Here is a 25936-nt window from a genome sequence, read left to right as displayed (position 1 = left end):
GAAGAGCGGCGGTGGGCGGGTTTGTTGCCCTGACCGCGACCAACCGACCACGTCGCCCTTGCGGGCCTCGCGTTCTGGCCGCGCCAGCGGCCTGCGAGGGTCGCAAGGGTCCCCGCGGGAGCGACGGTCTGTACCCCGGCGGACCGAGGCAATGAAGATCTTGAAGTTGATCCTCGGTTCGGTCGTGGGGAACGAGAAAGCCGGACCCGCGAGAGTTTCCGCAGGTCCGGCGATCTTCCAAGGGCGTCAGTCCAGGGGGAACATGCCGACGCGGCCGTGGTACTCCTTGCCCAGCTCGTCGGTGTCCGAGCCGACCAGCAGCCCCTGCGGGACGGTGAGGAAGGCGCGCACGCCGACCCCGCGGGCCCGCGTCGGGTTCCAGGAGAGGGCTTTGCCGGTCGTCGGGCTGACCGCGCCGATGCCCGGCCGGGAGACGGCGCCGGGGCCCGGGCCGTTCCCGTCGGTGCCGTACGGATTGTCGAACCACCGCTGGTGTCCGCCCAGGTAGACGGCCGGTCCGGTGATCGCGACGGCGTAGAGCGAGTCCCCGCCGGTGCGCTGGACCCAGGTCGGCCGCTGCTCGCCGGTCCGGCTCGTCTCGAAACGCGCGGCCGAGTCGCACAGCTTCTGCGCCGAGGAGGCCCGGCCGGTGGCCGCGACGACGAAGTAGGAGCCGTCGGGGGAGAACTTGACCTGGCGCAGGTAGGTGTCGAAGCCCTTCATGCACTGCGGCTCGTAGGCCCGCGTGTACCAGCTGCTGAGCTGGGCCGACGAGCCGCCGACGTCGAACTGCGCGATCTGCACCCGGTCGTAGCCGTCGGCCTTGAGGAACGCGCCGACCGCGACGAGCCGCCGGCCGTCGGCGGTGACGTCGAGGTGCTCGACCCGGACGCGGCTCAGGCCCGGTCCGCTCAGCTTCGCGTCGAAGTCCTGGTCGACGGCGCCGGTCTCGGCGTCCAGGCGGGCCATGCCGACCCGGCTCGTGCCGTTGATCGCCGAGAACGTGCCGCCGGCGTAGAGGTGGTCGCCCCGGGTGACCAGGGCCCGCACGTCACCCCAGTTCACCTTGGCGCGGAACGACGTGTCCCGGTTGCCGCTGCCCACCCAGAGGCGGGTGATGCCGCGCTGGGCGACACCGTTCACGGTCTTGAAGGCGCCCCCGGCGTAGACCGTGCCGTCGGCGCCCGCCGCGAGCGAGTAGATCGCGCCGTCGACCTCCGGCGCGAACGACCGGATCGTCCCGTCGTGCAGGTCGAACGCGAAGATGTTCTTGCGGGCCAGCGTCGTGTGCCGGCCACTGTCGGCGATCTTGGTGAACGCGCCGCCGACGATCACCGTGTCACCGACCACCGCGAGGGCCCACACCGTGCCGTCGAGCACGTGCGGGGTCCAGTCCACCGGGTTCGGCGAGACGATCCCGGACTGGGCGATGTCGGCCATCGCCGGGGGTGGGGAACCGGCCAGGCCGGTCAGGAAAACGGTGGCGACGGCCAGCAGGCGACGACGCATGAGGGCGGCTCCCGGATCGTTGACGGACAACGGATCAACGAGCCACCAGCGGCGGCGTGACTACTCGGTGTTCACCATGAAGTGCGCCGCCCGCTCCAGGTAGTCCCAGAGCATCGTGTGCTGCGCCTCGGGCAACCCGAGCGAGTCGACGGCCGTGCGCATGCGCAGCAGCCAGGCGTCCCGCTCGGCCGGGCCGACCCGGAACGGCGCGTGCCGCATCCGCAGGCGGGGGTGGCCGCGGGTGTCCGAATACGTGCTCGGGCCGCCCCAGTACTGCATCAGGAAGAGCCGCATCCGCTCCTCGGCCGGGCCGAGATCCTCCTCCGGATACATCGGCCGCAGCAGCGGGTCGGCGGCGACACCCTCGTAGAACTTGGCGACGAGACGCCGGAACGTGGGTTCACCGCCGACGGCGGTGAAGAAGCTGGCCTCTTCCGGTACGGGTGCGCTCACCGTTCCATCCTGCCAGCCCGATCTCAGCCGGCCGGTTCGGCCCGGGCCGGGGCGGGCGTCATGGTGGCCGGCGTCACCTGCCGCGGCCAGGACGCCACCACCGCGATCATCAGGGCCGTGCCCGCGATGCTCCAGAAGCCGACCACCAGCGGGATCCGGAACCGCTCGGCCAGCAACCCGTTGACCAGCACGGCCAGGAACTGCCCGCCCTGGATGCCGCTGCTCATCACCCCGAACGCCCGGGCCCGGTGACTGACCGGCAGGATCAGCGCGAACGCCGCGTTCAGGGCCGGCAGGGAAGCGCCCTGGGCCAGCCCGGAGAGAGCCACCAGCACCGCGACCGCCACCGACGGCGGGCCGGCCAGGGTCGGCACCAGCACCAGCGGGGTGGCGACGGCCAGCACCGGCACCAGCCGCCAGCGCCGCTCGGCCGGGACGAGCCGGCTGAACAGCAGGCCGCCGACGGCGATGCCGAGCGGCCCGGCCGCCATGATCAGGCCCTGCCGCAGCCCCTGCGGGATCGCGTCGGTGGCGCTCTCGGCGGCCCAGGAGGCGGCCAGGCTCTCCGGCACGACGCTGAACGCGACCGTGGTGAACACCACGATCGCGATCGCCCGCAGCACCGGGTGCCCGAAGACCAGCTGGAACCCCTCGGCGGTCTCCCGCAGCAGGTGGCGGCGCTCGGACGGGGCGACCGCGCCCGGCCGGAAACGCACCCCGACCGCGACGATCAGCGCGGCGAGGGCGAACGTGCCCACGTCCAGGCCGAGGGCCAGCCGCGGGCTCAGGCTCACGGCCAGGGCGGCACCGGTCAGGTACCCGACCACCTGGGCGGCCTGGCCGGTGGTGTTCAGGGTGGCCAGGGCCAGGGCGAGCCGGTCGCGCCCGACCAGCAGCGGCATCTGCGCCGAGCGGGCGGCCTGCGCGGGCGGGCCGCCCAGTCCGGCCAGCAGCACCACGAGCAGGATGACCGCGGACGGCAGGCCGGGGATGAGCAGGACCGCGGTCAGCGCCATCCGGTACAGGTCGGCCGAGATGATGACCCGCCGGTACGGATACCGGTCGGCCAGCGCCGAGAGGATCGGTCCGACGGTGATCCAGGGCAGGTACCCCAGCGCGAAGGAGATCGCCGAGAGCAGGACCGACCGCGTCTGCTGGTAGATCAGCACGGTCACGGCGGCCCGGGTCAGGTAGTCGCCGATCCAGCTGATGACCATGGACGTGTAGACGGCTCGGAACTCCCGGAGCGCAAAAAGGCCACGGAAAGTGATTGGGGGATCGCTTTCCGTAGCCTTTTGGTCCGGTTGTGGACCCTCCGGGTCGTTGGCCACGTGTCCTCCATCGACCGGCGCGAACGTGCAGATGCAAAAGCTCAATCGGATTCTGCCCGATCGTCCGAGGGGAAGCTAGGGCAGTTGGTCCGATTTTCGGCCGTTCGGTGGAGGGTGTAACCGATTCGGTTGGCGTAGGCGCAGGTCAGACCGGTGGGCCGGGTCGGGGCTCATCAATCGAAGGCGAAGAATTCTCGGGAGCCGTGTACCAGGGCGGCGGCACCGACGAGCGCGGGACCAGCCGGGATGCGGCGATCCGCTCGGACAGCCCGCTGTTCTCCAGCGACTCGGCCAGCGCCCGCCGCAACTCCCGCTGCACGGTCACCTGACTGTCCGCGGTGGTCTTGGCGATCGTCCGGATCGTCGCGCCGTCCACGGTCAACGTCTCGACGCCGACCACGTCCGGCGGCTCGATGAACTCGGTCTGGTGCTCCGGGTGCTCGGCGACCGCCGCGGCGGCCTCCTTCAGCACCGCGATCGCCTCCTCCGAGTTGACGAAACCGATCGGGACGTCGATCACCACCATGGCCCAGCCCTGGCTCTTGTTGCCGACCCGCACGATCTCGCCGTTGCGGATGTACCAGAGCACGCCGCGCGAGTCGCGGACCGTGGTGATCCGCAGGCCGACGCTCTCGACCACGCCGGTGGCCTCACCCAGGTCGACCGTGTCGCCGACGCCGTACTGGTCCTCCAGGAGCATGAACAGGCCGGCTATCAGGTCCTTGACCAGGCTCTGGGCGCCGAAACCGAGCGCCACGCCGACGATGCCGGCGCTGGCCAGCAGCGGGCCCAGGTTGAAGCCGAACTCGCCCATCACCAGCAGCGCCGCCATGGTGAAGACGACCGCGCTGACGAAGCTGCGCAGCACCGAGCCGATCGCCTCGGCCCGCTGGCGCCGCCGCTCGGGGATGAACGTGCCGTCCTCGGCGGTCTCGGTCACCTTCTCGCGAAGCGGCTTGAGCAGCGCCGGCATGGCGGCCCGCGAGGTGCTCGCGGTGAGCCGGCTGATCGCCCGGTGCAGCGCCCACCGGATCAGCAGCGCGATCAGGATGATGGCCAGGACCCGGATCGGCTTGACCACGATCAGGTAGCCGCTGTTGGCGAGCCACCGGTTGTTGGTCTGGTCATAGACCCACGAACAGAACACGTCCGTCTTGCAGGATGCGGTGACATCGGGAGTCGTGAAGATGTTCACCGACCCGGACGGAACGGGGGTTGGGGCAAGGAGCAGCACGGGGAGTCAAGGTACCGGGTCCGGCTGGGTCGACGACGTCAGACGTTTACCACCCGGCCACAGATTGTGCTCGCAATTTGGTCATCCATCAGGGACTATTGGCGCACAGGCTTCGTCAGCGAGGCCCGGATCACACACGGCTGAGCTACGGGAGCGCGCTACCAGCGACTGACACCGGAAGGGTGATCGCGATGCCTGACATACGACCCATAGCTGGCTCTTCCGCGTTAGTCCTGAACGCTACCTACGAGCCTCTGTGCGTCGTATCGGTGCGTCGAGCGACCATTCTCGTCCTGACCGACAAGGCGGAATGCGTCTCCGACGGGGACGGCATCCTGCACAGCGCCCACGAAGAACTTCCGGTCCCGTCCGTGGTCCGCCTCACGCGGTACGTGAAGGTTCCCTACCGCACCCACGTCGGTCTCTCCCGCCGGGCCATCTTCGCCCGTGACGGCGGCCGCTGCGCCTACTGCCGCGGCTCGGCCGAGACCATCGACCATGTCTTCCCGCGCAGCCGCGGAGGGCTGCACGCCTGGGAGAACGTGGTGGCCGCCTGCGCCAAGTGCAATCACAGCAAGGGCGACAAGACGCCGGCCGAGCTGGGCTGGCGGTTGCATTCGATACCTCAAGCGCCACGGGGCGTGGCCTGGCGGGTCCTAGGGCACCGCACGCCCGATCCCCGTTGGATGGACTGGCTGGACATGCCCGAAAATCACGCCGCCCCGGCACCTGCCGAGGCGGCGTAATCGTTTCTTGATCTAACTCTGTCGGGAGCTGATCAGGGACGCGTAGACGACCACGTTGTCGGCGTAACCCCGGTCACCCCCGAGCCACTTCCCACCGCAGGTCATCAGACGCAGCGAGGGCCGGCTGAAGTCGCCGTAGACACGGTTGACCGGCAGCCGGTCCTTGTCGTAATGCTCGACCGAGTTCACCTCGAAGACCGCTGTCGTCCCGTCGGCCCGCCGTACCTCGATCGTCTGTTTCGGCTTGAGCCGGCCCAGGTCGTGGAAGACCGACGGACCGGTCCGGGTGTCCGCGTGCCCGACGAACAGGGCCGGGCCGAACTGTCCGGGTGTCGGACCGCCGTCGAACCAGCCGACCTCGTTGTGCTTCTTCAGCGGCGGCACGTCGACCGTCCCGTCGGCGGCCAGCCCGACGTCCAGGATCGGCGCGTCGATCTTCAGCTCGGGGATGGTCAGCCGTTCCGGGCGGCTCGGCTCCAGCACCGGGAACGCCCGCGGCGGCGGCTCGTCCGGCCCGCCGAACAGGTTCAGGTCGAAGCCGCTGGACACGCCCAGGCCCATGCCGACCGCGAAGAGCCCGAGGAAGAACAGGCCGATCGCGATCCCGCCGATCGGCCAGCGCCGGCGCCGGCGGGCCGGGGCCGGACGCGGGACCGGCATCCGGCGGCGGGGGCGGGGCACCCGGAAGGGTGACCGGCCGCCCTGCGGGCGCGGGGCGGGCAGCGGGCCGGTCACCACGCCGGGCGGTGGGGCGCCGGTCACCTGGGCCGGACGTTTCTTGCGGACCGCGTCGGGCACCCCGGCCCCGTCGCTCATCGCGGACTCCGGCGCCGGGCCGCCACCAGGACCAGCCCGGCCGCGGCCACCATCGCGGCCAGGCCGCCCCCGACCAGCAGCGGAGCCGTCCGCTCGGGGGCGGTGCCGCCCCCGCCGGTGGCCGGCCCGCGGCTCGGCTCGACCTTGGCCAGCACGTGCATCGTGGTGCTCGCGGTCTTCCCGTCCGGGCAGCGCAGCGTCACCTTGTAGTCGCCGGCCGGCTGGCCGGCGGGCACCTCGGCGGTCGCGGTCAGGAAGCCGAAGTCCGGCGCGACCGGCACCGAGCCGATCGGGTCGGCGGTGACCGTGGCCGCCTTCAGGGTGTCCTCGCACGAGGCGCGCAGCGACACCTCGTCCCCGGCGCGCACCGTGCTGGGGTTGAGCTCGATGAACACGGTCGCGGCGGCGTGCGCGGCGGACACCGGTAAGGCGAGCGCCGGTAGGAGCAGGACAGCGGCCAGGCGCATCGGAATCCCCCCTCTGGCCGTTCGCGGGCGGAAAGCACGCGGACGGCGCGTGAAGGTGATTTTCGCACCGCGACGCGCATTCCGCGTAGATCCCGACGGCGTGAGACGCGGGTTCGAGACCCGACGGTCCGGCACGACTCGTGCTCCGCTACCGTGATTGATGTTTGACTTAACAGAGGATCACCGGCGCCTGGGGGCGTTCAGTTGTCTGTAATCACCACCATTCTGGTCTATGTGATCATTCCGGCCGCGGTCATCGGCACGGTCGCGACGATCGTCTTCGCCGGATCCGACAAGGCCAAGCCGTCCCGGCGGTACCGTCCGGGCCGGCCCTACGAGTTCGCGCCGATGTGGTTCCTGGCCTCGCCCGGCCGCACCGTCGCCGCGCTGGACCACGGCCACGCGACCCCGGCGATCGAGCGCGGACTCGTCATCGAGGACAGTTCCGGCGCTCCCGTCCGGCCCGGCCCGACAGGAGGCGCAAGTGACAAGTGGTGAGCTGGTCGAGGCCGACCGCGAGAGCCCGTTCACGACCCGTCAGCTGCTGCGCCTCGACGAGGCGCTCCGGCTCGCCGACCAGGCGACCGGCCTGACCTTCAGCATCTACGTCGGCGAGCTGGCCGACCCGGTCCGCGAGTCGGCCGAGAAGCTGCACAGCCAGATCGCGAACCCGCACCGGGCCGTGCTGCTCGCCGTCTCGCCGAACCAGCGCAAGCTCGAGATCATCACGGGCGACGAGGCCCGTAAGCGGATCACCGACCGGGACGCCAAGCTGGCCGCCTTCGGCATGGCCGGCTCGTTCTCGGGCGGCGACCTGATCGGCGGCCTGATGATCGGCCTCGACCAGCTCGCCTCGCACGCCGGTCGTTCCTAGAGAAGACCCACCCGCATCGGGTACGGGGCGTCGAGCTTGACCTCGGCGCCCTCGACCCGATGGGTCCGGCGGTAGGCCGCGCCGTCCAGCGTGTAGACGCTCAGCGCCACGCCCGGCTCCACCAGCCACAGGGCCGGGATGCCGGCCGCCGCGTACACCGCGGGTTTGAGCAGCCGGTCGTAGCGTCGCGTCTCGGGTGACTCCACCTCGACGACCAGCGCCACGTCGGCCGGGTCGGCCCAGATCCCCCCGGCCGAGCGCGGCCGCAGCACGGTCACGTCCGGGACCAGGCTGCTCGGGCCGATCTCGATGCCGAGCCGGGTGCACACCCACCAGCCCGGCGGTGCGGCCGACCGCAGCGCGATCACCGCCTCGTCGGCGGCGCAGTCGTGGGCCGGGCCGCTCGGCGGGGTGACGTGCAGACTGCCGTCGACTATCTCGTAACGGTGCCCGTCCTGCGGGAAGAGGTGCAGGTCGGGCTCGGTCCACCGGCCGTCCGGGGCACTCCATCGCGCCTGGCTGAGCATTGTCACGGGCCACCTCCAACGCCGCGGAACGTCAGCCTACTGACCTGGCGTCGATGCAACTTGCAGTAGCGGGAAAAACGGCCCCATCCGGCGAACCGGATGGGGCCGTGCTCCGTGATTCATCCGCTCAGGAGGAGGCACGATCCTTGGCCCGGGCCTTGAGCGCCCGCAGGATCCCGTCACGTCCCTCGGCGACCAGGCGCCGCAGCGACGCCGGGTGCCCGTCCTCGGTCAGCCAGGCATCGGTCAGCGCGACCGTCTCCTCGCTGATCTGGAACGTCGGGTAGGCCAGCGTCGCGAACTCCTGCGCCGGCTCACTGTCCGACCGGGCCCAGACCTCACCCACCACGGCGAAGAACTTTTCCGCGTACGGCGTCGTCAGCGCCACCTGACGGGTGCTCTGGAACCCCTGCAGCAGCGACCGGTTCAGCCAGTTCGGCGGGGTCTGCGGCCCGGTCAGCTCGGCCCAGACACGCGCCTTGTTCTCCGGCGTCGGCAGCAGGGCACGGGCGATCGCCGCCTCCCGCTCGCCGCTGGCGGTCTTGTCGGCCACCAGCTCGTCGTCGATCTCGGACTCGGCCGCCGCGCCGATGGCCGACAGCGCCTGCAGCAGCGACCAGCGCAGCTCGGTGTCGATGACCAGGCCGGCCGGCTTCTCCCCGCCGCTGAGCCAGCCGCGCAGCACCGCCGCCTGCTCGTCGGTGCGGGCCGCCGTGATGTAGGCCCGCGCCCAGGTCAGCTGCCATCCGCTGCCCGGCTCGGCCGCGGCCAGCTGGGTCCGCGCCAGCTCGGACAGCAGCGCCCAGCCCTGCGGGGCCCACTCCGGGTCGGCGAACGTGACCAGCGCGGTCGACGCCTGCCGCAGGGTGGCCGTGGTCAGGTTGATGTCGGACTCGGCGGGCAGACCGGAGACGACCAGCTGGATGTAGTCCCGCGCGGCCAGCTCGGCGTCGCGCAGCATGTCCCACGAGGCCGCCCAGCACAGCGCCCGCGGCAGCGCCGAGTCGAACCCGGCGATGTGGTTGACCAGCACCCCCAGCGAACGCTCGTCCAGGCGCAGCTTGGCGTAGGTCAGGTCGTCGTCGTTGATCAGCAGCACGTCGGGCGCCTTGACCCCGGCCAGCGCCGGGATCCCGGTGCGCTCACCGGCCACGTCGACCTCGATCAGATCCCGCCGGACCAGGCGGTCACCGTCCAGGTCGTACAGGCCGATGCCGATCCGGTGGGTGCGCAGCGTCGGGTAGTCGGCCGGCGCCTCCTGCAGCACCGACACGCTCGTGTACCGCCCCTGCTCGTCCAGCTCGACGACCGGGCGCAGCGTGTTGACCTGCGCGGTCTCCAGCCACTGGGCGGCGAACTTGCGCAGTTCCCGGCCGGACGCGGTCTCCAGCTCGGTGAGCAGGTCGTCGAAGGTGGCGTTGCCCCACGCGTGCTTGGTGAAGTAGGCGCGCAGGCCGGTGACGAACGGGTCCAGCCCGACGTACGCGACCAGCTGCTTGATCACGCTGGCGCCCTTGGCGTACGTGATGCCGTCGAAGTTGACCTCGACCGCTTCCAGGTCCGGCATCTCGCAGTAGACCGGGTGGGTGGAGGACAGCTGGTCCTGCCGGTAACCCCAGGCCTTGCGGATGGACAGGAACGTCGACCAGGCGTCGGTGAAGCGGGTGGCGTGCGTGTTGCACCAGTGGCTGGCCCACTCGGCGAACGACTCGTTCAGCCACAGGTCGTTCCACCAGCGCATGGTGACCAGGTCACCGAACCACATGTGGGCGAGCTCGTGCAGGATCGTGTTGGCCCGCTGCTCGTACTCGTAGTCGGTGACCTGCGACCGGAAGATGTAGTGGGCCTCGGCGTGCGTGACGCAGCCGAAGTTCTCCATCGCGCCGGCGTTGAAGTCGGGCACCCAGAGCTGGTCGTACTTCGGCAGCGGGAAACGCACCCCGAACTGCTCGTGGAAGAAGTCGAAGCCCTGCTTGGTGATGAGAAACAGGTCTTCCTGGTCCAGGTAGCGAGCCATCGAGGCGCGGCAGAAGACACCCAGGTCGATGCCGTCGTGCGAATCGCGGACCTCGTGGTACGGCCCGGCGCAGATCGCCGTGATGTACGTGCTCATCCGCGGCGAGGTGGTGAAGTGGACGGTCCGCGCGCCCACGCCGGCCGGCTCCTCGGACTCGACCGGCATGTTCGAGACCACTTTCCAGTGGTTCGGCGCGGTCGCGTGCCAGGTGAAGACGCTCTTGAGGTCGGGCTGGTCGAACGCCGCGTACACCCGCTGGGCGTCGGCGGTCTCGAACTGGCTGTAGAGGTAGATCTCCTTGTCGACCGGGTCGATGCTGCGCTGCAGCCCCTGACCGCTGGCCGAGTAGGCGAAGTCGCCCTCGACGATCAGGACGTTCTTCTCGGCCAGGCCGGGCAGGGCCAGACCCTTCTCGGCCGACCAGGTGCTCAGGTCCAGCGGCTGGCCGTTCAGCGTGGCGGAGGTCAGCTTGACCGCCGCCGCCTCGATGAACGTCTCCGCGCCGGGCTCGGAGCAGTCGAACAAAACGGTGGTGGTGGAGCGGAAGGTCTCGGACCCGGGATTGCCGTTTCCGTCGGTCAGGTCGAGGGTGATGTCGTACCCGGTCACCTCGAGCAATCGACTCCGCTCCGCAGCCTCGACCTGGGTCAGGTTGTGAACACCGGCCACGTGCACTCTCCTTCGAGCTGACTGCGTTTTCCCCGCAGCCTATGCGGCGCGCGCGTGTCACACCTCACCTGTCCCGCCTTCGGCCGTGGGGGAGCGGCGAAGTACTTGCGCGAGGAAGAATCGACGCATGACTGCCATCCGACCGCCCCACCCGCCGCCCGAAAACGGAAATAGGACAAATCTATCTACCGTCGACATGTGGTTCGACCCGCTCTGCCCGTGGGCCTGGATGACTTCCCGCTGGTTGCTCGAGGTGGAGAAGGTGCGTCCCCTCGACGTCCGCTTCAACGTGATGAGCCTGTCCGTGCTCAACGAGGGCCGTGACCTGCCCGAGCAGTACCAGTCGCTGATGTCCAAGGGCTGGGGCCCGGTCCGGGTCTGCATCGCCGCCGCCGAGACGGCCGGTCCGGAGGTTCTGCGGGACCTCTACACGGCTCTCGGCACCCGTATCCATCTGCAGAAGTACGAGCTGGACGAGAAGCTCTACCGGGAGGCGCTGACCGAGGTCGGCCTCGACCCGGAACTGGCCGCGGCCGCGCTCACCGACGAGCGTGACGAGGCTCTCCGGGCCAGTCACAACGCCGGCATGAAGCCGGTCGGCACCGACGTCGGCACGCCGGTGATCCACGCGCCGGGCCCCGACCCGGACTCCACCGTCGCGTTCTTCGGCCCGGTGGTCACGCCGGCGCCCAAGGGTGAGGCCGCCGGCAAGCTGTGGGACGGCGTGCTCCTGGTCGCCGGCACTCCCGGCTTCTACGAGCTCAAGCGCAGCCGCGAGATCGGTCCGATTTTCGACTAGTTCGCCACCTGTTCACGCGCGTCGTCGTTGGATGGGGTGATGTACACCTCATCCAGCGACGCGGTCGGGATGACCATCGGCGTCCAACGCGAAGTATGGCCGGATTTATCCCCTGAGCTGGCGGGACTCGTCGCCCCGCCGATCACCGTCACCGCCCGCCCGGTCGAACGCCCGGTGAACGCACATCGACGTGCGCAGTTGAGCAGGTCACGTGCGAACATGCCGGTGGGTAGGCATCGGCGGCCGGCCGGGTAAGTTACCTGCCATGACGGTCGTGCACCCGATCAGCCGGGCCTGGATCACCACTGGCGGTACCGGAGCCCAGAACTACGACGAGTTCGCCGACGACGCCGAAATCACCGACATCATCACGGCCAACCCGCACAGCTCGTTGGCCGTGGAAATGCCGCATCTCGCGCCCGAGTCCCTCGGCCAGACCTTCGCAGAGTCTCTCCCGGACGCCGTCGTCCGGCTGGAGCGCGACAAGTCCGAGGGCCACTACCGGCAGGCTGAGCACGTCGTGGTGCTCTACCGGATCACCGCGAAGGACGAGGCGCCCGCCTACGGCCTGTGGAGCATGGTCGACACCGACCAGATCTCCACCAGTGCCGACGAGCCGGGCCTGGTCATCCGCAACGAGGACGTCTTCATCGCCAAGGTGCGCGAGCGGGTCGCGCTCGCCGAGTCGCTGCAGACTCTGCTCTCCCCGGTGCTGCTGCTGCAGACCGGCAAGGGCGAGGAGCTGCACGCGGCCCTGGCCGATGCCTGCGACGCGGCCGGCGAGCCGGAGGCCACCGACACCGACCAGACCGGTCGCACCCACGCCATCTGGACGATCGGCGCGGGCGAACTGCAGGACCGGCTCACCGCGCTGGCCGGCGGCGGCGAGCTGGTCGTGGCCGACGGCAACCACCGCAGCCTGGCCGCGCAGACCGGCGGCCTGCCGCGCTTCCTGGCCGTCGTCACCACGCCCGCGTCGGTCGCCATCCAGCCGTACAATCGCCTGCTCAGCGAGCTCCCGGCGACCCCCGGGGAGCTGCTCGACCGCCTGCGCGCGGCCGGTGCGACGGTCACCGAGCTGCCGCGGGCCGCGGCCCTTCCGGGCAAGGGCACGATCGAGATGTACGTGGCGGGCCGCTCGTACGCGGTCGGCCTCCCGTCCGACCCGGCCGGCACCGCGGTCGAGAACCTGGATCACGCCCTGGTCGAGCGGGTTCTGCTGCGCGACGCCCTCGGGCTGGAGCCGGGCGACAAGCGGATCTCGTACATCGGTGGCGACTACCCGGTCGAGTGGCTGCGCGGCGAGGTCGACGCCGGCCGCTCCGAGCTGGCCGTGCTGATCGCCCCGGTCACGGTGGAGGACTTCGTCGCGGTCAACCTGGCCCGGCTGAAGCTGCCGCGCAAGAGCACCTGGTTCACCCCGAAGGCCCGCGGCGGGCTCGTGCTCGCCCAGCTCGGCTGATGCTCCATCCCCAAGTGACGGCGGCGGCGAACCTTCGCCGCCGCCCCACCGCCGAGGAGCTGGCCGCCGGTCCCTACGAACGGCTTCAGTTCATGCGTGCCGCGATGGAAGAGGCGATCGAGGCCGAGACCGGCCCCGCGCTGCCGTTGCCGGTCGTGGCCGATCTGGACGCCGCCGGCGTGCCCTGCCGGCTGTACGCGACCCGCGTCGGCGCCCCGGTCTTCGTCTACCTGCACGGCGGCGGCTGGTGCTACGGCAGCATCGAGAGCGTCGACCGGTTCTGCCGCCGCGTCGCCGACCGCTCCGGCCTGGCCGTCCTCTCGGTCGGCTACCGGCTCGCCCCGGAACACCCGCACCCGGCCGCCACCGAGGACGCCGAGGCCGTGCTCGGCTACCTGCGCAAGTCCGGGGCCGAGATGGGCGTGGACCCGTTCCGGCTGGCCATCGGCGGGGACAGCGCCGGCGGCCAGCTCGCCACGGTCGTCGCCCGCCGGCAGCGGGACGCGGCCACCCCGCTCGACTTCCAGGCCCTGATCTATCCCGCGCTGGACCCGCTCACCTCGGCCGAGTCGTACGACGAGCTGGGGGAGTACGGGCTGGACCGCGCCTCGATGAGGCTGGCCTGGGAGGCCTACGTCCCCGACCCGATGACGCGGCTCACCCCGGACGTGGCGCCGCTCGCGGTCGCCGACCTGTCCGGGATGCCGTCCACCCTGATCATCACCGCGGAGTACGACGTGCTCCGCGACGAGGGCGCCGACTACGCGGATGCGCTGGCCGCGGCCGGGGTGCCGGTCGTGCACACCCGCTACATGGGCATGAACCACGGGTTCGCCCGCAAGATCTCCACCATCGACGCGGCCCGGGCAGCGGCCGACCAGGTCGCCGCCGCCCTTCGCGCCGCGCTGATCTTCTAGCCGTTCATCCGGCCAGGATCAGCTCGAAGTCGTACCCGAAGAAGAGACCGGTCTCGACGACGCCGGACATCTGCTTGAGGCGGGTGTGCGCGTCGTCGGCGATCTCGCTGAACGTCAGGTCCAGCGTCAGGTTGCCGCGCTCGGTGATCACCGGGCCGTCCTTGCCGCCGGCCGGCCGCAGGGTGACCTCGTCCAGCCCGGGGAAGTCCCGGAGCTGCTCGAAGATCAGGCTGAGCGCGGCCGGGTCGATCTCCACCGGGGCCGCGAAGTTCTGCCCCAGCCGGTCCACGATCTTGGACTGGTCGACCACGATGAACGCCTTGGGCGCCGCGGCCATCATCAGCTTCTCCTGGTAGAGCGCGCCGCCACGGCCCTTGATCAGCCGCTTCTTCGCATCCACCTCGTCGGCGCCGTCGAAGCACCAGTCCGGCCGGACCTCGTTGAGCGTCGCGGTGCGCAGGCCCAGCGCGGCACACGCGTTCGCCACCTCGATCGAGGTGGGGATCGCGGTGAACGAGAGGCCCTCCCGCTCGGCCCGGGCCGCGAGGGCCTGCAGGGTCAGGAAGCTGGTCGAGCCGGAGCCGATGCCGACCGTCTGCCCGTCCTGCAACTCGGCGGCCAGCCGGGCTGCCGCCTCACGCTTGGCTTCCTCGTTCTTGATGACACCTGACCAGGTCAGGCCGTTGGGGCGGTTCTTCCACTGCATGTGATGGTCAACCGTTTCCAGGAGCGGTCAGTGGTCATCCACATCGTAGTCAGCGGCGGGGCAGATCCTCTCGGGGCAACCAATTCCGCCGTACGATCACCAGATCGCGCTCGGCCGCGGCCAGGTCCTCGTCGGTGGGCCGGGCGGCGTCCCGGGCGCGCAACGCGGCGCCGACGCTGACCTGTGACGACCCCGAGCCGACGAGGCCGCGCAGGCCGCGCTCGGCCTCCCGGTCGTCGCTGCTGCCGCCCCCGGCCGGGTTGGGCCGTTTTGCGGGCCGCGCGAACGACTTCGGCGCTGGCCCGGGAGTCGGCGTGGGCCCGGGCCCGGGTGTGGGAGTCGGCACCGGGGGCACGGGCACCGGGGGCACGGGCACCGGGGACACGGGTGCGGCCGGCGGGGGAGCAGGGACCGGCGCTGCCGGGATCGGGGTGGGCGGGACCGGGGGAGGGCCGGGCACCGGGGCGGCGGGCTCGTCCGGCCCGGTGTTCGTCCCGGACGGGGGTCGCACGCGCCGGCGGCGACGCTCGGGCTCAGCCATGATCCGACGGTACCCCGCCGCCGCTCAGAAGATCTCGGTCGCGCTCGGCGCCCGGTGCCAGCCGAACGCGAGGCTCGGATCGTTCCCGGTCAGCAGCCGCACCCGGCCGCTCGCGGCCAGCGCGGTGAACGACGTCCCGCCCAGGTAGGCCGCGCCCAGATCGGTCACCGTCGCGCTCAGGTCGGCCGGCTCACCGGTCGGTACGCAGGCCGCCGCGTCCGGCCCGCCGGTCAGTCGCCAGCGTCCGGAGTTGACCGGCCGGATCGGGTCCGCCACCTCGATGACCACGTCGACCGGTGTCCGGTAGCGCCGCCCGGCCAGCGCGCCCGGCACGTCGACGACCCGGAGGTAGAGCGCGTCACCCAGGCTCGGCCCGAGCCGCCGGGGCTCGTCCACCAGATACTGCAACGGCTCGTCGACCGCGCCCAGGCTGAACGTGACCGACCGGCTCAGGTCGATGCCCAGCAGGAACCGCCACAGCGCCTGGTAGGCCTCCGGGTCGGCGGCGACCACCTCGCGGACCTCCACCTCGGCGTCCGGCCCGTGGTGCGACCAGCCCTCCTTGACCCGCCACAGCGCGTACCCGGTGGGGCCGCCGGCGCCCTCGTGGACCACGGCGTACAGCCTCGTGGCGCCGCCGCGCCCGTCCTTCGGGTCGACCAGCACGTACCGCCACCAGCGGTCGTCCCGGTCCGACCAGCCGACCCGGCCGGTCCGGGCCTGGTCGAACACCTTGCTGATCTCGGAGAGCAGGGCCGACGGATCGCCCATCCGCAGGCGGCCGGGCGGATTCGCGGGCGGGACGGTCAGCCGGACCTCACGATTCATGATCGAGAACCGGAGGCGGGAGGCGGCCGCCCCGTACCCGAATCGGGGGTAAATCGTGGTCTCACTGGCCCAGAGCACCGCCAGGGACTCCCCGGCCGCCGCGATGTCCTCGAGCTGCCGCCGCATCAGGGCGGTCAGCAGGCCCCGGCGCCGATGGGTGGGCCGCACGCCGACGCTGGAGATGTGCGCGGCCGGCAGCACCGCGCCGGGCACCGTCAGCCCCCGGGTGTAGGCCAGCGCATGCCCCACGACCTGCCCGGATTCGTCGGCGACGATCGAACGCCCGGGCTCGAAGACCTCCCGTTCGACGACCTTGGCCGCGCCCTCCAACTCCTCGTGGAAGACCAGGCCGAGCAGGTCGCAGATTGCCGGGAAATCCTCGTCCGTGCCCGGCCGCAACCGGATGCCCTCGTCCATGGAGCTTGTGTAACGGACTCGCGTGGGTACGGGCCAGCTATTTGCGGGCTCGTTACTCTCGGATCAGGACGGCCGCTCGGCCGACTGTTCGAAAGAGGGGGATCATGCCGGAGCAACCGCAGTGGTCGGAGCGGACGCTCGACATGCCGCCGCAGGACCCGTGGGCCGACCCGCCGACGGTGACCGCGCCGGCCGGTCCGGAGAACGGCGAGCCCACGCGGCCGCACCAGCCGACCTCCCCGGCGCCGCAGTCACCGTTCAGCCAGGGCCGTGCCTCGGTCACGCCGCGCACCGAGCGGCACGATCAGACCGCCGTGCACGAGCCGACCGGCACCGGCTGGCCGGGCACGTCGGCGCCGCGCGAGCAGCACAGCGTCGGCTGGCACATGCGCCGGCTGCGCCGCGGCGGCGAGTGGAGCACCGCGGCCGTCCTGTTCGCGTTCGTCTGCTGGGGCATCTGGGCGCTCTCCGAGGGCGGCGACCTGGGCACGCCGGTGGTCGTGCTGGTGATCACCCTGCTGGTCGGGGTGGGTGTGTTCGCGCTGGCCCGGCTGGTCGGGCGGCTGGTTCTGGAGCGCTACCTGAGCCGGCCGCGGCACACCGCGCGCGGGGCGCACATGGTGGCCGGGCTCTACCTGACCGGTGTCGGGTTCACGTTCCTGCGCCAGACCGAGTGGGTCATGGCCGCCTTCAACTGGGTCAAAGACCTGTTCTGAGCACTTGAGTGGACGAATCCGGTGATTCGTCCACTCAAGGTCGTTCGTCAGGCCGGCTCGGAGACGTGGGCGGTGATGATGCGCCAGCCTTCGGGCAGGCGGGCCCACGACTGGGTCTGGCGGCCGAGCACGACCGATCCCGGATATCCGAAGAGGGTCGTGACGACGGCGGTGCTCATCCCGTACGTATGAATCTGGGTCTCCTTGAGGAAGCGGCCCGCCGGCAGCGGGCCCTGAGCGACCCGCCACCGCCTCTGCTCCTCCAGGCCGTTCTGCTGGTCGGCGATGCCGAAGCGCACGGCCCGGTCGGCGAAGAAGCCGAGCATGCCGTCCACGTCGTTGTCGACCAGCGCCCGCTCGTACGCCTCGAACGCGGCCGCCACCTCGGCGACCACCTCGGGCCGGTCCCTCTCCATGGTCACGCCGCGGAGGACACGGGCACGCCGCCCTCGGGCGCCTCGGTGAACGTGTCGCCCTCCATCGCCGGCGGTTCACCGGGTTCGGGCACGCGCGGTGCCGGGCGGGTCAGCGCGACGAGCGCCAGGATCACGGTGAGGAACAGGTAGCCGAGCGCCACCTGCCCGTTCGCGTTCCACTGCACCTTCTCGGCGTGGATCAGCCCGACGAACGTCAGCACCGCACCGGATCCGGAGAAGACGGCCGCGTGCCAGAAGCGTTTGTCGATGATGAACGCCACGATCGCGCCGAGCACGAGCCCGGCCAGGATCGCGCCCTCGCCGAGCGTCTTCAGCCCGTCGTAGACGACTCCGGCCCCGGCCAGCGCGTCCGTGCCCACCTGGGCCGCGGTCGTGCCGGCGGCGGCCAGCGTGTTGTCCATCTGCCCGGTGGCCCAGCTGGCGATGTTCGGGATCAGCGCGGCGACCACGGCGGCGGCGTGCGCCCGGGGTGTCGCCTGGAAAGCCTGCGCGCCGATCAGCAGGCCGATGTAGAGCAGGATGGGCACGATCGCGGCGGTCGGGAAGATGGCGCCGAGCAGCCCGAACAGGCCGAAGAAGCAGAGCAGCGCGATCACCACGCCGGTCGCCATGGAGTAACCGGTGCGGCCGCCGGCCGCTTTCCAGCCGGGGTGGCCGACGTAGACGGCGGGCGGGAACGGCGAGCCCAGGCACGAGCCGATCACCGCGCCGGCGCCGTCGGCCAGCAGCACGCTGCGCAGGTTGTACCGGTCGCCGGCGGTGGCCGCGCTCTCCACGTTGGTCATCGCCTCGGTGAAGTTGTAGACGCCGAGCGGGATCGCGGTCGCCAGCAGCGGCGCCATGTCTTTCAGCCCGTCGACCAGCAGGTCGAACTTGAGGTGCGGGAACGCGAACGCGATGTCCTTGGCGGCCGAGGTCACGTCCGGTACCGACATCACCCCGCCGATCCAGCCGATCGCGGTGCCGGCGAGCAGCGCGACCAGGCCGATGGGCAGGTTGCCGGGCAGCTTCACGTCGGTCAGCAGCCCGATCAGCAGCAGGCCGAAGACCGGCAGGGCGATCCAGGCGGCCTTGAACATGTTGCCGGCCGGGTTCATCGAGATGAAGGTGATCGAGATGCCGGCCAGGGTGCCGAGCAGGGCCGCCCGAGGGGCATATTTCCTGATGTACGGCCCGACGAACGCCCCGATGAGCACGATGACGCCGATGATGAACGCCCAGGCGATCCCGGCCGTCCACGCTTTGACCGGGTCCTTCGTGGTCAGGTAGATCGGCAGCATGATGACGAAGATGACGATGAACATGTGCGGGACGCTCGGCCCGTACGGCATGGCCGTCACGTCCGTGCGGTTCTCCCGCGCGGCCAGTCGCCGGGCCAGGTAGGTGTAGTAGACGTTCCCGGCGACGAGCGCGATGCCGAGCGCGGGCAGGATCACGCCGAACACGTCGGAGGCCGGCATCTTGATCACACCGAGGCAGAGGCCGGTGAGGGTGAGAACGTTGACCAGGACGTTGACGCCGAAGCCGAAGAAGGCGTTGGTGTCGCCGCGGACCCAATAAGCGAGTTTCATCGGGTGATCTCCTTGATCAGGGCGGGGGACTCCGCGACCCAGCCGAAGATCCCGCCCTGGGCGGCGATCATCTGCAGGCCGACGCTCTGGAACTCGGGGAAGTAGGAGCCGACGCAGTCGGCCAGGACGAGGCACTCGTAGCCGCGGTCGTTCGCCTCGCGGACGGTGGTGTGGACGCAGACCTCGGTGGTGACCCCGGTGACGATGAGCTGCCTTGCGCCGGACTTCTCCAGGATTTCCGACAATTCGGTCGCGTAGAAGGCGCCTTTGCCGGGTTTGTCGATGATGTCCTCACCGGCGGCCGGTCGGAGCTCGTCGATGATGTCGTGGCCGTACTCCCCGCGGATCAGGATTTTCCCGAATCGCCCCTCCTGGCCGATCATCGACCCGCGCCTCAATTTGGCCGGCGGGCAGTCCGACAGGTCGGGCAGGTGCCCCTCTCGGGTGTGGATGACCGGTAGACCGGCCGCCCGCCAGGCGGCCAGGAGCGTGACCAGCGGCTCGATCGTCCGGCGCAGCTGCGCGACGTCGTTGCCCAGGCTCTCGCCGAAGCCGCCGGGCAACAGGAAGTCTCGCTGCATGTCGATGATGACCAGGGCGGTGCTGTCCAGGTCGAAGGTGAACGGGCCGGGATCGGCGGCGACGGTGGGCATCAGGCCACCTCCGTCGCGGCGATGACGTCCCCGGAGGTGGCCACACAGCCGAACACGCCGCCCTGCATGGTCACCATGTGCAGCGCCGCCGCGTGGTTGCCCGGGTCGGTCGCCCCGGTGCAGTCGCTCAGGATCAGGCACTCGTACCCGCGGTCGTTGGCCTCCCGCATGGTCGTGTGCACGCAGACGTCGGTGGTGATGCCGGTCAGGATCAGGTGGGTGATCCCGTGCGTGCGCAGCACCAGGTCCAGGTTGGTGGCGTAGAACGCGCCCTTGCCGGGCTTGTCGACGATCACCTCGCCGGGGGCCGGGGCGACCTCGGGCACGATCTCCCAGCCCGGCTCACCCTTGATCAGGATCCGGCCGCAGGGGCCCTGGCCACCGATCTCGGCGCCGATCTGCGCGGATCGCCAGAGCTTGTTGGCCGGCAGGTCGGAGAGGTCGGGGTCGTGTCCCTCGCGGGTATGGATGACCAGCATGCCCAGGTCCCGGACGTGCTGGAGAAGTTTCGCGGTGGCCGGCAGCCCGGCGCGGGTGAGCTCGATGTCGTAGCCCATCGCCTCGACGTAGCCACCCGGTCCACAGAAGTCGGTCTGCCAGTCGATGCAGATCAGCGCGGTGCGGCTCACCGGCACCGTGCCGTCGTAGGGCCAGAGGTAAGGGTTGGCTTGAACCGGTCCGATCGTCGCGGTCATGCGGATTCCCTTCGACAATCCTTAGATGCACGTCACATCGTCGATTGTCGACAGTTCTGTTTCCGGGAATCCCACCCCATGTAACGCCGTGATTTCCCGGCGTGATCTTCAGCCGAGGTAGGCGCGAGCCCCGTGCGCGGCCAGCGCGGTCAGGACGGCCGTGCTGTCACCGTGCTCCACCGCCTCGAAGAGCCGTTCGTGCCGGTGCACCCCGTCGACGGCGTCCGAGGTCTCCGCCTCCCGGCGCATGTTCACCGCCATGTACAGCTGGATCTTCACCAGCACGGTCTCGTAGAGCGCGGTCAGCTGCCGGTTCCGGCCGAGCGCGACCACCTCGACGTGGAAGCGGCGGTGCGCGTTGGCCAGTTCGAGCCGGTCCCCGGCCTCGGTGGCCTCGCGGATGACGTCCAGCGCGGCCCGCAGCCGGGTGAGGTCGCGCGGCTCCGGGGCGGACGTGACGGCGTGGCGTTCCAGGACGTCACGGAGCTCGTACAACTCCCGTACGTCATCGTCGGAAAGCGTGGCCACACGCGCGCCCCGCCGGGGAATGTGCTCGACCAGACCCTGCTCGGCCAGCAACCGCATGGCCTCGCGCAGGGGGGCGCGACTGATCCCGAGCCGCTTGGTCAGCTGCTCCTCGACCAGGCGCTCGCCCGGATCGGTGCGCCCGCTCAGAATGTCCCGTCGCAGCCGGTCGACGGCGAGCTCAACGAGGCTGTACGCCGCCAACTCCCCGTCTTTCACGGGCCCAGTCTGTCAGGAGCCGTCCGACCCCCGGCGGCGGTCCCGCGCCGACAGCCAGATCGCCACCGCGGTCATCGATATTCCCAGTCCGAGAAGGGCGAACCAGAGAACGGCCATGGGCGGAGGATAGCTTTCCCCCGCCCATGACCGGACCGGCGCGATCTCAGGCGTCGGCCAGGATCTTGCCGGTCTCCAGCAGCGACTTGAGGTCGCTGAGGACCCAGGCCCAGCCGCCGCCACCCTCGGCGCCCGCGTCCGGGCTGCCCATGACCATGCCGCCGGTCGCGGGAGCCCCGGTCACGTCGTGGGTGATGGTGACCCGGCAGACGCCCGGCGCCGAGTCCTCGATGTCCCAGGTGAGCGTCGTGAACGGCTCGGCCGCGGTGGTCGGGTCCATCAGCATCCGCCAGGTCTGCACCAGCCGGCGCGGCGGCTCGGCCTCCAGGACCTCCCCGTCGACGACGATGTCCGACGACATCGGAAAGCCGTTGGCGGCCGCGTAGTCCTTCATCTCCTGGGAGGCGACCGCCTGGTACTGGCCGCCCTTCTGCAGGTCGTAGGTCTGCGGGGTGCCGTACCCGTACTTGCGATTCCACTCCGGATCGGTGATCGCCTGCCAGATCTTCTCCGGCGTGGCCTTGACCCAGATGCGGAACACCTTGGTGTCGCTCATGACTCTTCCTCCAGCGTGTGCTTGAGATCGATGAGGGTGATGATCTGGTGCTCGGTGTACTTGTCGATCCACCGGTCGTGGATCTGCCGGATCGGAATCGCGTTCAGGAAGTGCAACTTCTCCCGCCCCGATCGGCGCGTGACGACGAGTCCCGCCTCCTCGAGCACCTTCAGGTGCTTGGCGACGCCGAACCGCGTCATCTCCAGCTCGGACTCCAGCTCGGTGAGCGTGCGGCCGTCACGCGCGAACAGCAGGTCGAGCAGAAAGCGACGGCTCGGGTCGGCCAGAGCCTTGAACACCCGATCGTCGTCCGTCATGACGCAAAGTTATGTGACCTTACGGTCACATGTCAATCGCGTCGGCACGCCAACATCTCCTGCTCCAGCTCCCAAGATGCCCCGTCATCGGCCGAGACGTGCCCCAACCAGCGGAAACTCGTCTCGGTCAGATCGGTGAAGACCCAACGCACGGTCGTCCCGTCCCCCTGGCGGCCCTCCTGCAGGATGTCGCCGTCGTCACCCGAACGGCCCACAAGCGTCCAGATCCGCCCCAACGGCGAGAACCACACGACGTGCCACACCCCCGCCTCCGGATCGTGAAGCCGCATCGTGCTGCCCGTCCGGCGCACCGGATAGCCGTCCGGCCCCGGCGCGGTGAACCACATCACGTCCTGCACCGCCCGCCCGGCCAGCACCCGCCCGAACGTCCACACCACGGTCCCGGTGACCCACTCACCGTCCGGCCGCCGATAGCGGTTGACCACGTCCCAGCTTCCGATCAAAAGACCATAAAGATCATCAATTTCCCCGTACGGGCGGTCAGCCGCGAGCTCGTCGTGAAGAGTCATGCCGCCACCGTCCCCGAGCCCCGCCCCCAGGTCTTGAACGGTCTTGTCGTACCCCGTCGCTACCGTCGGGCCATGCTTGAGTTCCGGGGGTTGCTGACCACGGGGTGGGTCACGGCCACCGCGGTCCGCTGCGCCGGAGGCCACGCCCCCGAGGAGCCGGTCACCACCCCCGCGGTCGTGCTCGTCCGCCGCGGCGTCTTCGTCCGCCACGCCGACGGCCGCGCCACCCTGGCCGACGTCACCACCGGTTACATCCAGCGCCCGGGCGAAACCCAGCGAATCAGCCACCCGCACGGCGGTGACGTGTGCACCGCCCTCACCGTCACCCCCGAGCTGGCCGACCGCCTGGCCCGCACCGGCCCGCTCCCCAGCTCTTCCCGCGCCTCTTTTGGCACCTCTTCCCGCGTCTCTTTTCGCGCCTCTTTTCGCGCCGGCCTGCTCCACGTCTCCGCCCCGGCCGATCTGATCCACCGCCGGCTGCTCGCCGCCCCGCCGGTCGACCGCCCCGACCTGGCCGGCGAACTGCTCGCCGCCCTGCTGCCGGCCCCGCACACGACCCGTCCGGCCCACCCGGTGGTCGAGGAAGTGCGCGAACTCCTGCACCTCGACCCGACCCTCGACCTGACCGCCCTGGCCGGCGTGGTGAGCTGGTCCCCGTGGCACCTGTCCCGCGCGTTCCACCAGGCCACCGGCTCCACCCTGAGCACCTACCGCCGCCGCCTGCGCGTCCGAGCCGCTCTGGACGACCTGCTCACCGAGCCCCGCGCGTCGCTGGCCACGGTCGCCGCCCGCACCGGCTTCGCCGACCAGCCCCACATGACCCGAGCCATCCGCACCGAGACCGGCTCCCCACCGGCCACCCTGCGTCGACTCCTCTACCGCTCCCGCCCCGGAAATGACCTCCGAGCCCCCTGACGGCGTCCCCGGCACATGGCGATGATCACCAGCCGTCGGCGGCCCGGATGGCATCGAGAAACCGACGAAAGACCGCCCACGGAACTGTCCACCGGCCGTGCATGGTCAGGACCACATGATCACCAGGCGTCTCCGGCGCGTCGGGGATCCGGACGGCGATGTAGTTGTTCCCGGTTGCGTCCGTGTCGACCTCGTACAGCTCGTAACACCACGAATCGTCGTTGTGGAAGTGGTTGACCTCGAACCGCCGGCATCCGTGCGACCAGGTGTTGAGCGTCAGCGGAAGAGCAATCGCCCCGGCCGACAAGTCCCGCTCCTCATCGACCAGGTCCCCACTGGAGTCGAGCCGGCCGATCAACTCCTGCAGGACCGGCCACGGCGCGACACCACCACCAAAACGCACCACGACATGCTGAGCCGAGCTCGGCGTGAAAGCACCGTCCGGCGTCACATCCGGGATGGCGAAAGTCAGGTACGGCCCGACACCGGGCGCACCGCTCAGCCCGGACAACTCGTAGTGCCAGGCATTCTCAGGAAGGCAGTACCACGAGTCGATCTCATACAGCCGCCCGCCGAACTCCACCACCGAATGATCGCAGCCGCCCCGCAGTCGTCGAGCCCATTTCTGCCGGCCGATCCGCGGATTCCTACCGGGCCGAGCGGCCCGGCCGCGGCGTGCTTCAGCCCCTTGTGAATGTTGCTCAGGTACGTGGCCCTGATCACCGCTGCCGCCGTTTCGGGCCCGCGCTGGGCAAGCCCACGGCGCTGGGCCGTGCGGCGTCAGCCAACTGGGGCAAGACCATCCCCGTACCGAAGCGACGCATCACGGAGCTGAGCCGTCCGACTCCGCCTGAACCTGATTTGCTGTAGTGCGTCTGGCTCTATGAGGCGTTTCGAAGTCGGAGCCCCCGTGATGAGATTGCGACCGTGGCAACCCGCAATGGCGACAACTGGAAGATCGGGCACGACCTCGACGACCTCGTCGAGTACGCGAGGGCGGAGGGTGCCGAGGGCTACGACGTGCACGAGGTGCGGCTGTGTGCGTGCGCATCCTGCGGCGGCCATGTATTCGGCCTCCACGGCGACCTTACGGAGAACACGGCCAAACGCCTGTGCCGCGGCTGCGGCCAAGAGCACTTCATCGCAGACAGTGGCGGCTACTGGGACGAAAGCAAGACCGGCATCATGGTCTGCGAGTGCGACGGCGATGGGGACGAAGAGGACTTCAACATAGCCGTCGGCTACTCGCTCTACGAGGGTCGCGATGGAATCCGGGCGCTTGCTATCACCAGCCGCTGCGTCGCATGCGGCCGACTCGGCTACTGGGACGACTGGATGATTCGCGGCGGTGATTTGCACCTGCTGGATCTCGCATAGGCTTATCAACCCGATCCGTGTTGCCCCTGGTGTCGCCCTCCCAGGGACCAGTGCACTCCTGACAGGGGCGCCTTCGGTGACGTCGTGGTCATCGACGGCAACTCGTCAGTGCGGTTCGCCGACACGCGCTGGCTTCTGTTCCGGGTGATCTCGGCTGGGGGCAAGTCGACCTATGAAGGCTGGGCCTGGATCCAGGGCTACCCGCTGAACAGCGCGGCGAGGCGATTGAGCGCCGACAGATCGTCGTGCAGCACGCCGGGCTCCGCCACTGTCGACCTCGAACTGGTCGTTTGAACATGGCGGGTGACAAAGTGAGCGTCTTCCAGTCCATTGGTGTCTTCCTCGCCGCTGGCGGGTGCGTCCCGACCGGGACTGGCTGCGACGCCGAAGATTTGGTCCGGCTGATTGCCGGCCGCGGCCGAGGATCTGGCGGGCATTTCATGGCCGTGCAGCCCGGGTCGGTGCGCTGAGCTAATCAATCATGGCCGGGTACGCAACGCTTGTTGTCTGCGGTGCTCCTCTGACCGTGCGGGCACCGGATCTCATCCGTGTGCTGCAAGCGGGCGGGCAGGGGCGTTGCCGCCGTTGCCACGCAGGCGGCTCAGCCGTGGCTCGATCGCGATCTCGTAGGTGACCTCAGCCGGCCCGGGGCCGCGAGTCTCAACACTGCGGTTCGCGAGGGAGCTCGCCGAGAGGATGCCGGCCCGAACGTGGCGCTGATCACCGTGGCTGTCTTCTCCGGACTGCGCCGGGGCGATGCCCCGACGCACATGTCGAGACCATCTACGTACGGAGAAAATTGGCCGCGCTGAGAAGCGGCCTGGAGTTGGCAACCGAACCGGCAACTCTGCCGGACGGTGGAGCGGCCGATCGCGCTGCGGGTCGGCCTCGCATCCGGCAGACCGAAAACGGCGTCGCGGCGCCGCGGGGTGATGCACCGCCGTAGGCCACGCGAGTCTGCGGGTTGCGTTGATCTACCAGCACGCCGCGAGCAA

Annotated in this window: 31 protein-coding genes; 10 read left to right on the top strand and 21 right to left on the bottom strand. The window is 70.3% G+C overall.

Translation table 11 applies throughout. The annotated features are described in order from the left end of the window. Positions 1-246 precede the first annotated feature (246 nt). From ACSHV8_RS34920 to ACSHV8_RS34905, 4 genes are all read right to left on the bottom strand, one after another. The gene (locus ACSHV8_RS34920; protein ID WP_436522851.1) at positions 247-1509 is read right to left on the bottom strand and encodes a PKD domain containing protein; all 1263 of its coding nucleotides are present in this window, start codon (positions 1507-1509) and stop codon (positions 247-249) included. Between the two features lie 60 nt (positions 1510-1569). Further along, positions 1570-1962, bottom strand: a complete 393-nt coding sequence (locus tag ACSHV8_RS34915; RefSeq protein ID WP_436522849.1) for a globin — start codon at positions 1960-1962, stop codon at positions 1570-1572. Between the two features lie 23 nt (positions 1963-1985). After that, a complete protein-coding gene (locus ACSHV8_RS34910; protein WP_436522847.1) occupies positions 1986-3293 on the bottom strand; it encodes an MFS transporter in 1308 nt (435 codons plus the stop codon). 145 nt (positions 3294-3438) lie between these two features. Continuing rightward, positions 3439-4482 (bottom strand): mechanosensitive ion channel family protein, encoded by a 1044-nt coding sequence (locus ACSHV8_RS34905; RefSeq protein ID WP_436537054.1) that lies wholly within the window; start codon positions 4480-4482, stop codon positions 3439-3441. A 236-nt stretch (positions 4483-4718) separates the two neighbouring features. Between ACSHV8_RS34905 and ACSHV8_RS34900 the strand changes: the two genes are divergently transcribed. Further along, positions 4719-5273 carry an HNH endonuclease gene (locus tag ACSHV8_RS34900; protein ID WP_436522845.1) on the top strand — a complete coding sequence of 185 codons (555 nt, stop codon included), beginning with the start codon at positions 4719-4721 and terminating at the stop codon, positions 5271-5273. A gap of 12 nt (positions 5274-5285) precedes the next feature. On the opposite strand, the gene ACSHV8_RS34895 is transcribed toward ACSHV8_RS34900, so the two are convergent. Both ACSHV8_RS34895 and ACSHV8_RS34890 read right to left on the bottom strand, forming a co-directional pair. After that, a complete protein-coding gene (locus ACSHV8_RS34895; protein ID WP_436522843.1) occupies positions 5286-6089 on the bottom strand; it encodes a class F sortase in 804 nt (267 codons plus the stop codon). Next, positions 6086-6556, bottom strand: coding sequence for a hypothetical protein (locus tag ACSHV8_RS34890; protein ID WP_436522841.1), 471 nt, complete (start codon positions 6554-6556; stop codon positions 6086-6088). The genes ACSHV8_RS34895 and ACSHV8_RS34890 overlap by 4 nt, the downstream gene beginning before the upstream one ends. 204 nt (positions 6557-6760) lie before the next feature. Between ACSHV8_RS34890 and ctaJ the strand changes: the two genes are divergently transcribed. Then, positions 6761-7054 carry an aa3-type cytochrome oxidase subunit CtaJ gene (gene ctaJ, locus ACSHV8_RS34885; RefSeq protein WP_436522839.1) on the top strand — a complete coding sequence of 98 codons (294 nt, stop codon included), beginning with the start codon at positions 6761-6763 and terminating at the stop codon, positions 7052-7054. After that, on the top strand, positions 7041-7430 hold the full coding sequence (locus ACSHV8_RS34880) for a DUF5130 family protein (protein WP_436522837.1): 390 nt from the start codon (positions 7041-7043) through the stop codon (positions 7428-7430). Before ctaJ ends, ACSHV8_RS34880 begins: the two co-directional genes overlap by 14 nt. Here ACSHV8_RS34880 and ACSHV8_RS34875 read toward each other — a convergent pair. Both ACSHV8_RS34875 and pepN read right to left on the bottom strand, forming a co-directional pair. Then, positions 7427-7957, bottom strand: a complete 531-nt coding sequence (locus ACSHV8_RS34875; RefSeq protein ID WP_436537052.1) for a Uma2 family endonuclease — start codon at positions 7955-7957, stop codon at positions 7427-7429. The genes ACSHV8_RS34880 and ACSHV8_RS34875 overlap by 4 nt on opposite strands. 127 nt (positions 7958-8084) lie before the next feature. After that, positions 8085-10643: an aminopeptidase N gene (gene pepN, locus ACSHV8_RS34870; protein WP_436522835.1), complete on the bottom strand. Its 2559-nt coding sequence runs from the start codon at positions 10641-10643 to the stop codon at positions 8085-8087. A gap of 196 nt (positions 10644-10839) precedes the next feature. Between pepN and ACSHV8_RS34865 the strand changes: the two genes are divergently transcribed. Further along, complete coding sequence (locus tag ACSHV8_RS34865) at positions 10840-11442, top strand: mycothiol-dependent nitroreductase Rv2466c family protein (protein ID WP_436522833.1); 603 nt, start codon at positions 10840-10842, stop codon at positions 11440-11442. Here ACSHV8_RS34865 and ACSHV8_RS34860 read toward each other — a convergent pair. Next, positions 11439-11663 carry a hypothetical protein gene (locus ACSHV8_RS34860; RefSeq protein WP_436522831.1) on the bottom strand — a complete coding sequence of 75 codons (225 nt, stop codon included), beginning with the start codon at positions 11661-11663 and terminating at the stop codon, positions 11439-11441. The genes ACSHV8_RS34865 and ACSHV8_RS34860 overlap by 4 nt on opposite strands. A 44-nt stretch (positions 11664-11707) precedes the next feature. On the opposite strand from ACSHV8_RS34860, the gene ACSHV8_RS34855 reads away from it, so the two are divergent. Next, positions 11708-12904 (top strand): DUF1015 family protein, encoded by a 1197-nt coding sequence (locus ACSHV8_RS34855; protein WP_436522829.1) that lies wholly within the window; start codon positions 11708-11710, stop codon positions 12902-12904. Then, positions 12904-13821 (top strand): alpha/beta hydrolase, encoded by a 918-nt coding sequence (locus tag ACSHV8_RS34850; protein WP_436522827.1) that lies wholly within the window; start codon positions 12904-12906, stop codon positions 13819-13821. The genes ACSHV8_RS34855 and ACSHV8_RS34850 overlap by 1 nt, the downstream gene beginning before the upstream one ends. 4 nt (positions 13822-13825) lie before the next feature. Here the strand turns inward: ACSHV8_RS34850 and rpiA are convergent, their stop codons facing one another. The 3 genes from rpiA to ACSHV8_RS34835 all read right to left on the bottom strand — a co-directional run bounded on the left by rpiA (position 13826) and on the right by ACSHV8_RS34835 (position 16313). After that, on the bottom strand, positions 13826-14527 hold the full coding sequence (gene rpiA / locus ACSHV8_RS34845) for a ribose 5-phosphate isomerase A (RefSeq protein ID WP_436522825.1): 702 nt from the start codon (positions 14525-14527) through the stop codon (positions 13826-13828). Between the two features lie 49 nt (positions 14528-14576). Further along, positions 14577-14882 (bottom strand): hypothetical protein, encoded by a 306-nt coding sequence (locus ACSHV8_RS34840; RefSeq protein WP_436537050.1) that lies wholly within the window; start codon positions 14880-14882, stop codon positions 14577-14579. Between the two features lie 210 nt (positions 14883-15092). After that, entirely contained in the window at positions 15093-16313 is a 1221-nt protein-coding gene (locus ACSHV8_RS34835) for a GNAT family N-acetyltransferase (protein ID WP_436522823.1), read from the bottom strand. Positions 16314-16417: 104 nt separating this feature from the next. Here ACSHV8_RS34835 and ACSHV8_RS34830 point away from each other — a divergent pair, with 104 nt between their 5' ends. Beyond that, positions 16418-17029: a DNA-directed RNA polymerase II gene (locus ACSHV8_RS34830; protein WP_436522821.1), complete on the top strand. Its 612-nt coding sequence runs from the start codon at positions 16418-16420 to the stop codon at positions 17027-17029. A gap of 47 nt (positions 17030-17076) precedes the next feature. On the opposite strand, the gene ACSHV8_RS34825 is transcribed toward ACSHV8_RS34830, so the two are convergent. The 8 genes from ACSHV8_RS34825 to ACSHV8_RS34790 form a co-directional block, all read right to left on the bottom strand. Further along, positions 17077-17445 (bottom strand): AtzH-like domain-containing protein, encoded by a 369-nt coding sequence (locus ACSHV8_RS34825; protein ID WP_436537048.1) that lies wholly within the window; start codon positions 17443-17445, stop codon positions 17077-17079. 2 nt (positions 17446-17447) lie between these two features. Beyond that, complete coding sequence (locus ACSHV8_RS34820) at positions 17448-19037, bottom strand: regulator (protein WP_436522819.1); 1590 nt, start codon at positions 19035-19037, stop codon at positions 17448-17450. Further along, the gene (locus tag ACSHV8_RS34815; RefSeq protein WP_436522817.1) at positions 19034-19690 is read right to left on the bottom strand and encodes a cysteine hydrolase family protein; all 657 of its coding nucleotides are present in this window, start codon (positions 19688-19690) and stop codon (positions 19034-19036) included. Before ACSHV8_RS34815 ends, ACSHV8_RS34820 begins: the two co-directional genes overlap by 4 nt. Further along, positions 19690-20385 (bottom strand): biuret amidohydrolase, encoded by a 696-nt coding sequence (biuH, locus tag ACSHV8_RS34810; protein WP_436522815.1) that lies wholly within the window; start codon positions 20383-20385, stop codon positions 19690-19692. The genes ACSHV8_RS34815 and biuH overlap by 1 nt, the downstream gene beginning before the upstream one ends. 108 nt (positions 20386-20493) lie before the next feature. Next, positions 20494-21129: a GntR family transcriptional regulator gene (locus ACSHV8_RS34805; RefSeq protein ID WP_436522813.1), complete on the bottom strand. Its 636-nt coding sequence runs from the start codon at positions 21127-21129 to the stop codon at positions 20494-20496. A gap of 163 nt (positions 21130-21292) precedes the next feature. Then, positions 21293-21802, bottom strand: a complete 510-nt coding sequence (locus ACSHV8_RS34800; RefSeq protein ID WP_436522811.1) for an SRPBCC domain-containing protein — start codon at positions 21800-21802, stop codon at positions 21293-21295. Then, complete coding sequence (locus ACSHV8_RS34795) at positions 21799-22119, bottom strand: ArsR/SmtB family transcription factor (RefSeq protein WP_436522809.1); 321 nt, start codon at positions 22117-22119, stop codon at positions 21799-21801. Before ACSHV8_RS34795 ends, ACSHV8_RS34800 begins: the two co-directional genes overlap by 4 nt. 32 nt (positions 22120-22151) lie before the next feature. Continuing rightward, on the bottom strand, positions 22152-22649 hold the full coding sequence (locus ACSHV8_RS34790; RefSeq protein ID WP_436522807.1) for a hypothetical protein: 498 nt from the start codon (positions 22647-22649) through the stop codon (positions 22152-22154). Positions 22650-22721: 72 nt separating this feature from the next. Here ACSHV8_RS34790 and ACSHV8_RS34785 point away from each other — a divergent pair, with 72 nt between their 5' ends. Further along, the gene (locus ACSHV8_RS34785) at positions 22722-23564 is read left to right on the top strand and encodes a helix-turn-helix domain-containing protein (protein ID WP_436522805.1); all 843 of its coding nucleotides are present in this window, start codon (positions 22722-22724) and stop codon (positions 23562-23564) included. Positions 23565-23589: 25 nt separating this feature from the next. On the opposite strand, the gene ACSHV8_RS34780 is transcribed toward ACSHV8_RS34785, so the two are convergent. Beyond that, the gene (locus ACSHV8_RS34780; RefSeq protein WP_436522803.1) at positions 23590-24147 is read right to left on the bottom strand and encodes a hypothetical protein; all 558 of its coding nucleotides are present in this window, start codon (positions 24145-24147) and stop codon (positions 23590-23592) included. Positions 24148-24491: 344 nt separating this feature from the next. On the opposite strand from ACSHV8_RS34780, the gene ACSHV8_RS34775 reads away from it, so the two are divergent. Both ACSHV8_RS34775 and ACSHV8_RS34770 read left to right on the top strand, forming a co-directional pair. Next, positions 24492-24941, top strand: coding sequence for a hypothetical protein (locus ACSHV8_RS34775; protein ID WP_436522801.1), 450 nt, complete (start codon positions 24492-24494; stop codon positions 24939-24941). A gap of 84 nt (positions 24942-25025) precedes the next feature. After that, complete coding sequence (locus tag ACSHV8_RS34770; protein ID WP_436522799.1) at positions 25026-25235, top strand: hypothetical protein; 210 nt, start codon at positions 25026-25028, stop codon at positions 25233-25235. Positions 25236-25936: the final 701 nt, after the last annotated feature.

The organism is Actinoplanes sp. HUAS TT8 (assembly GCF_051380535.1).
Lineage (GTDB): Bacteria > Actinomycetota > Actinomycetes > Mycobacteriales > Micromonosporaceae > Actinoplanes.
This window is presented reverse-complemented; position numbering and strand designations above follow the sequence as displayed.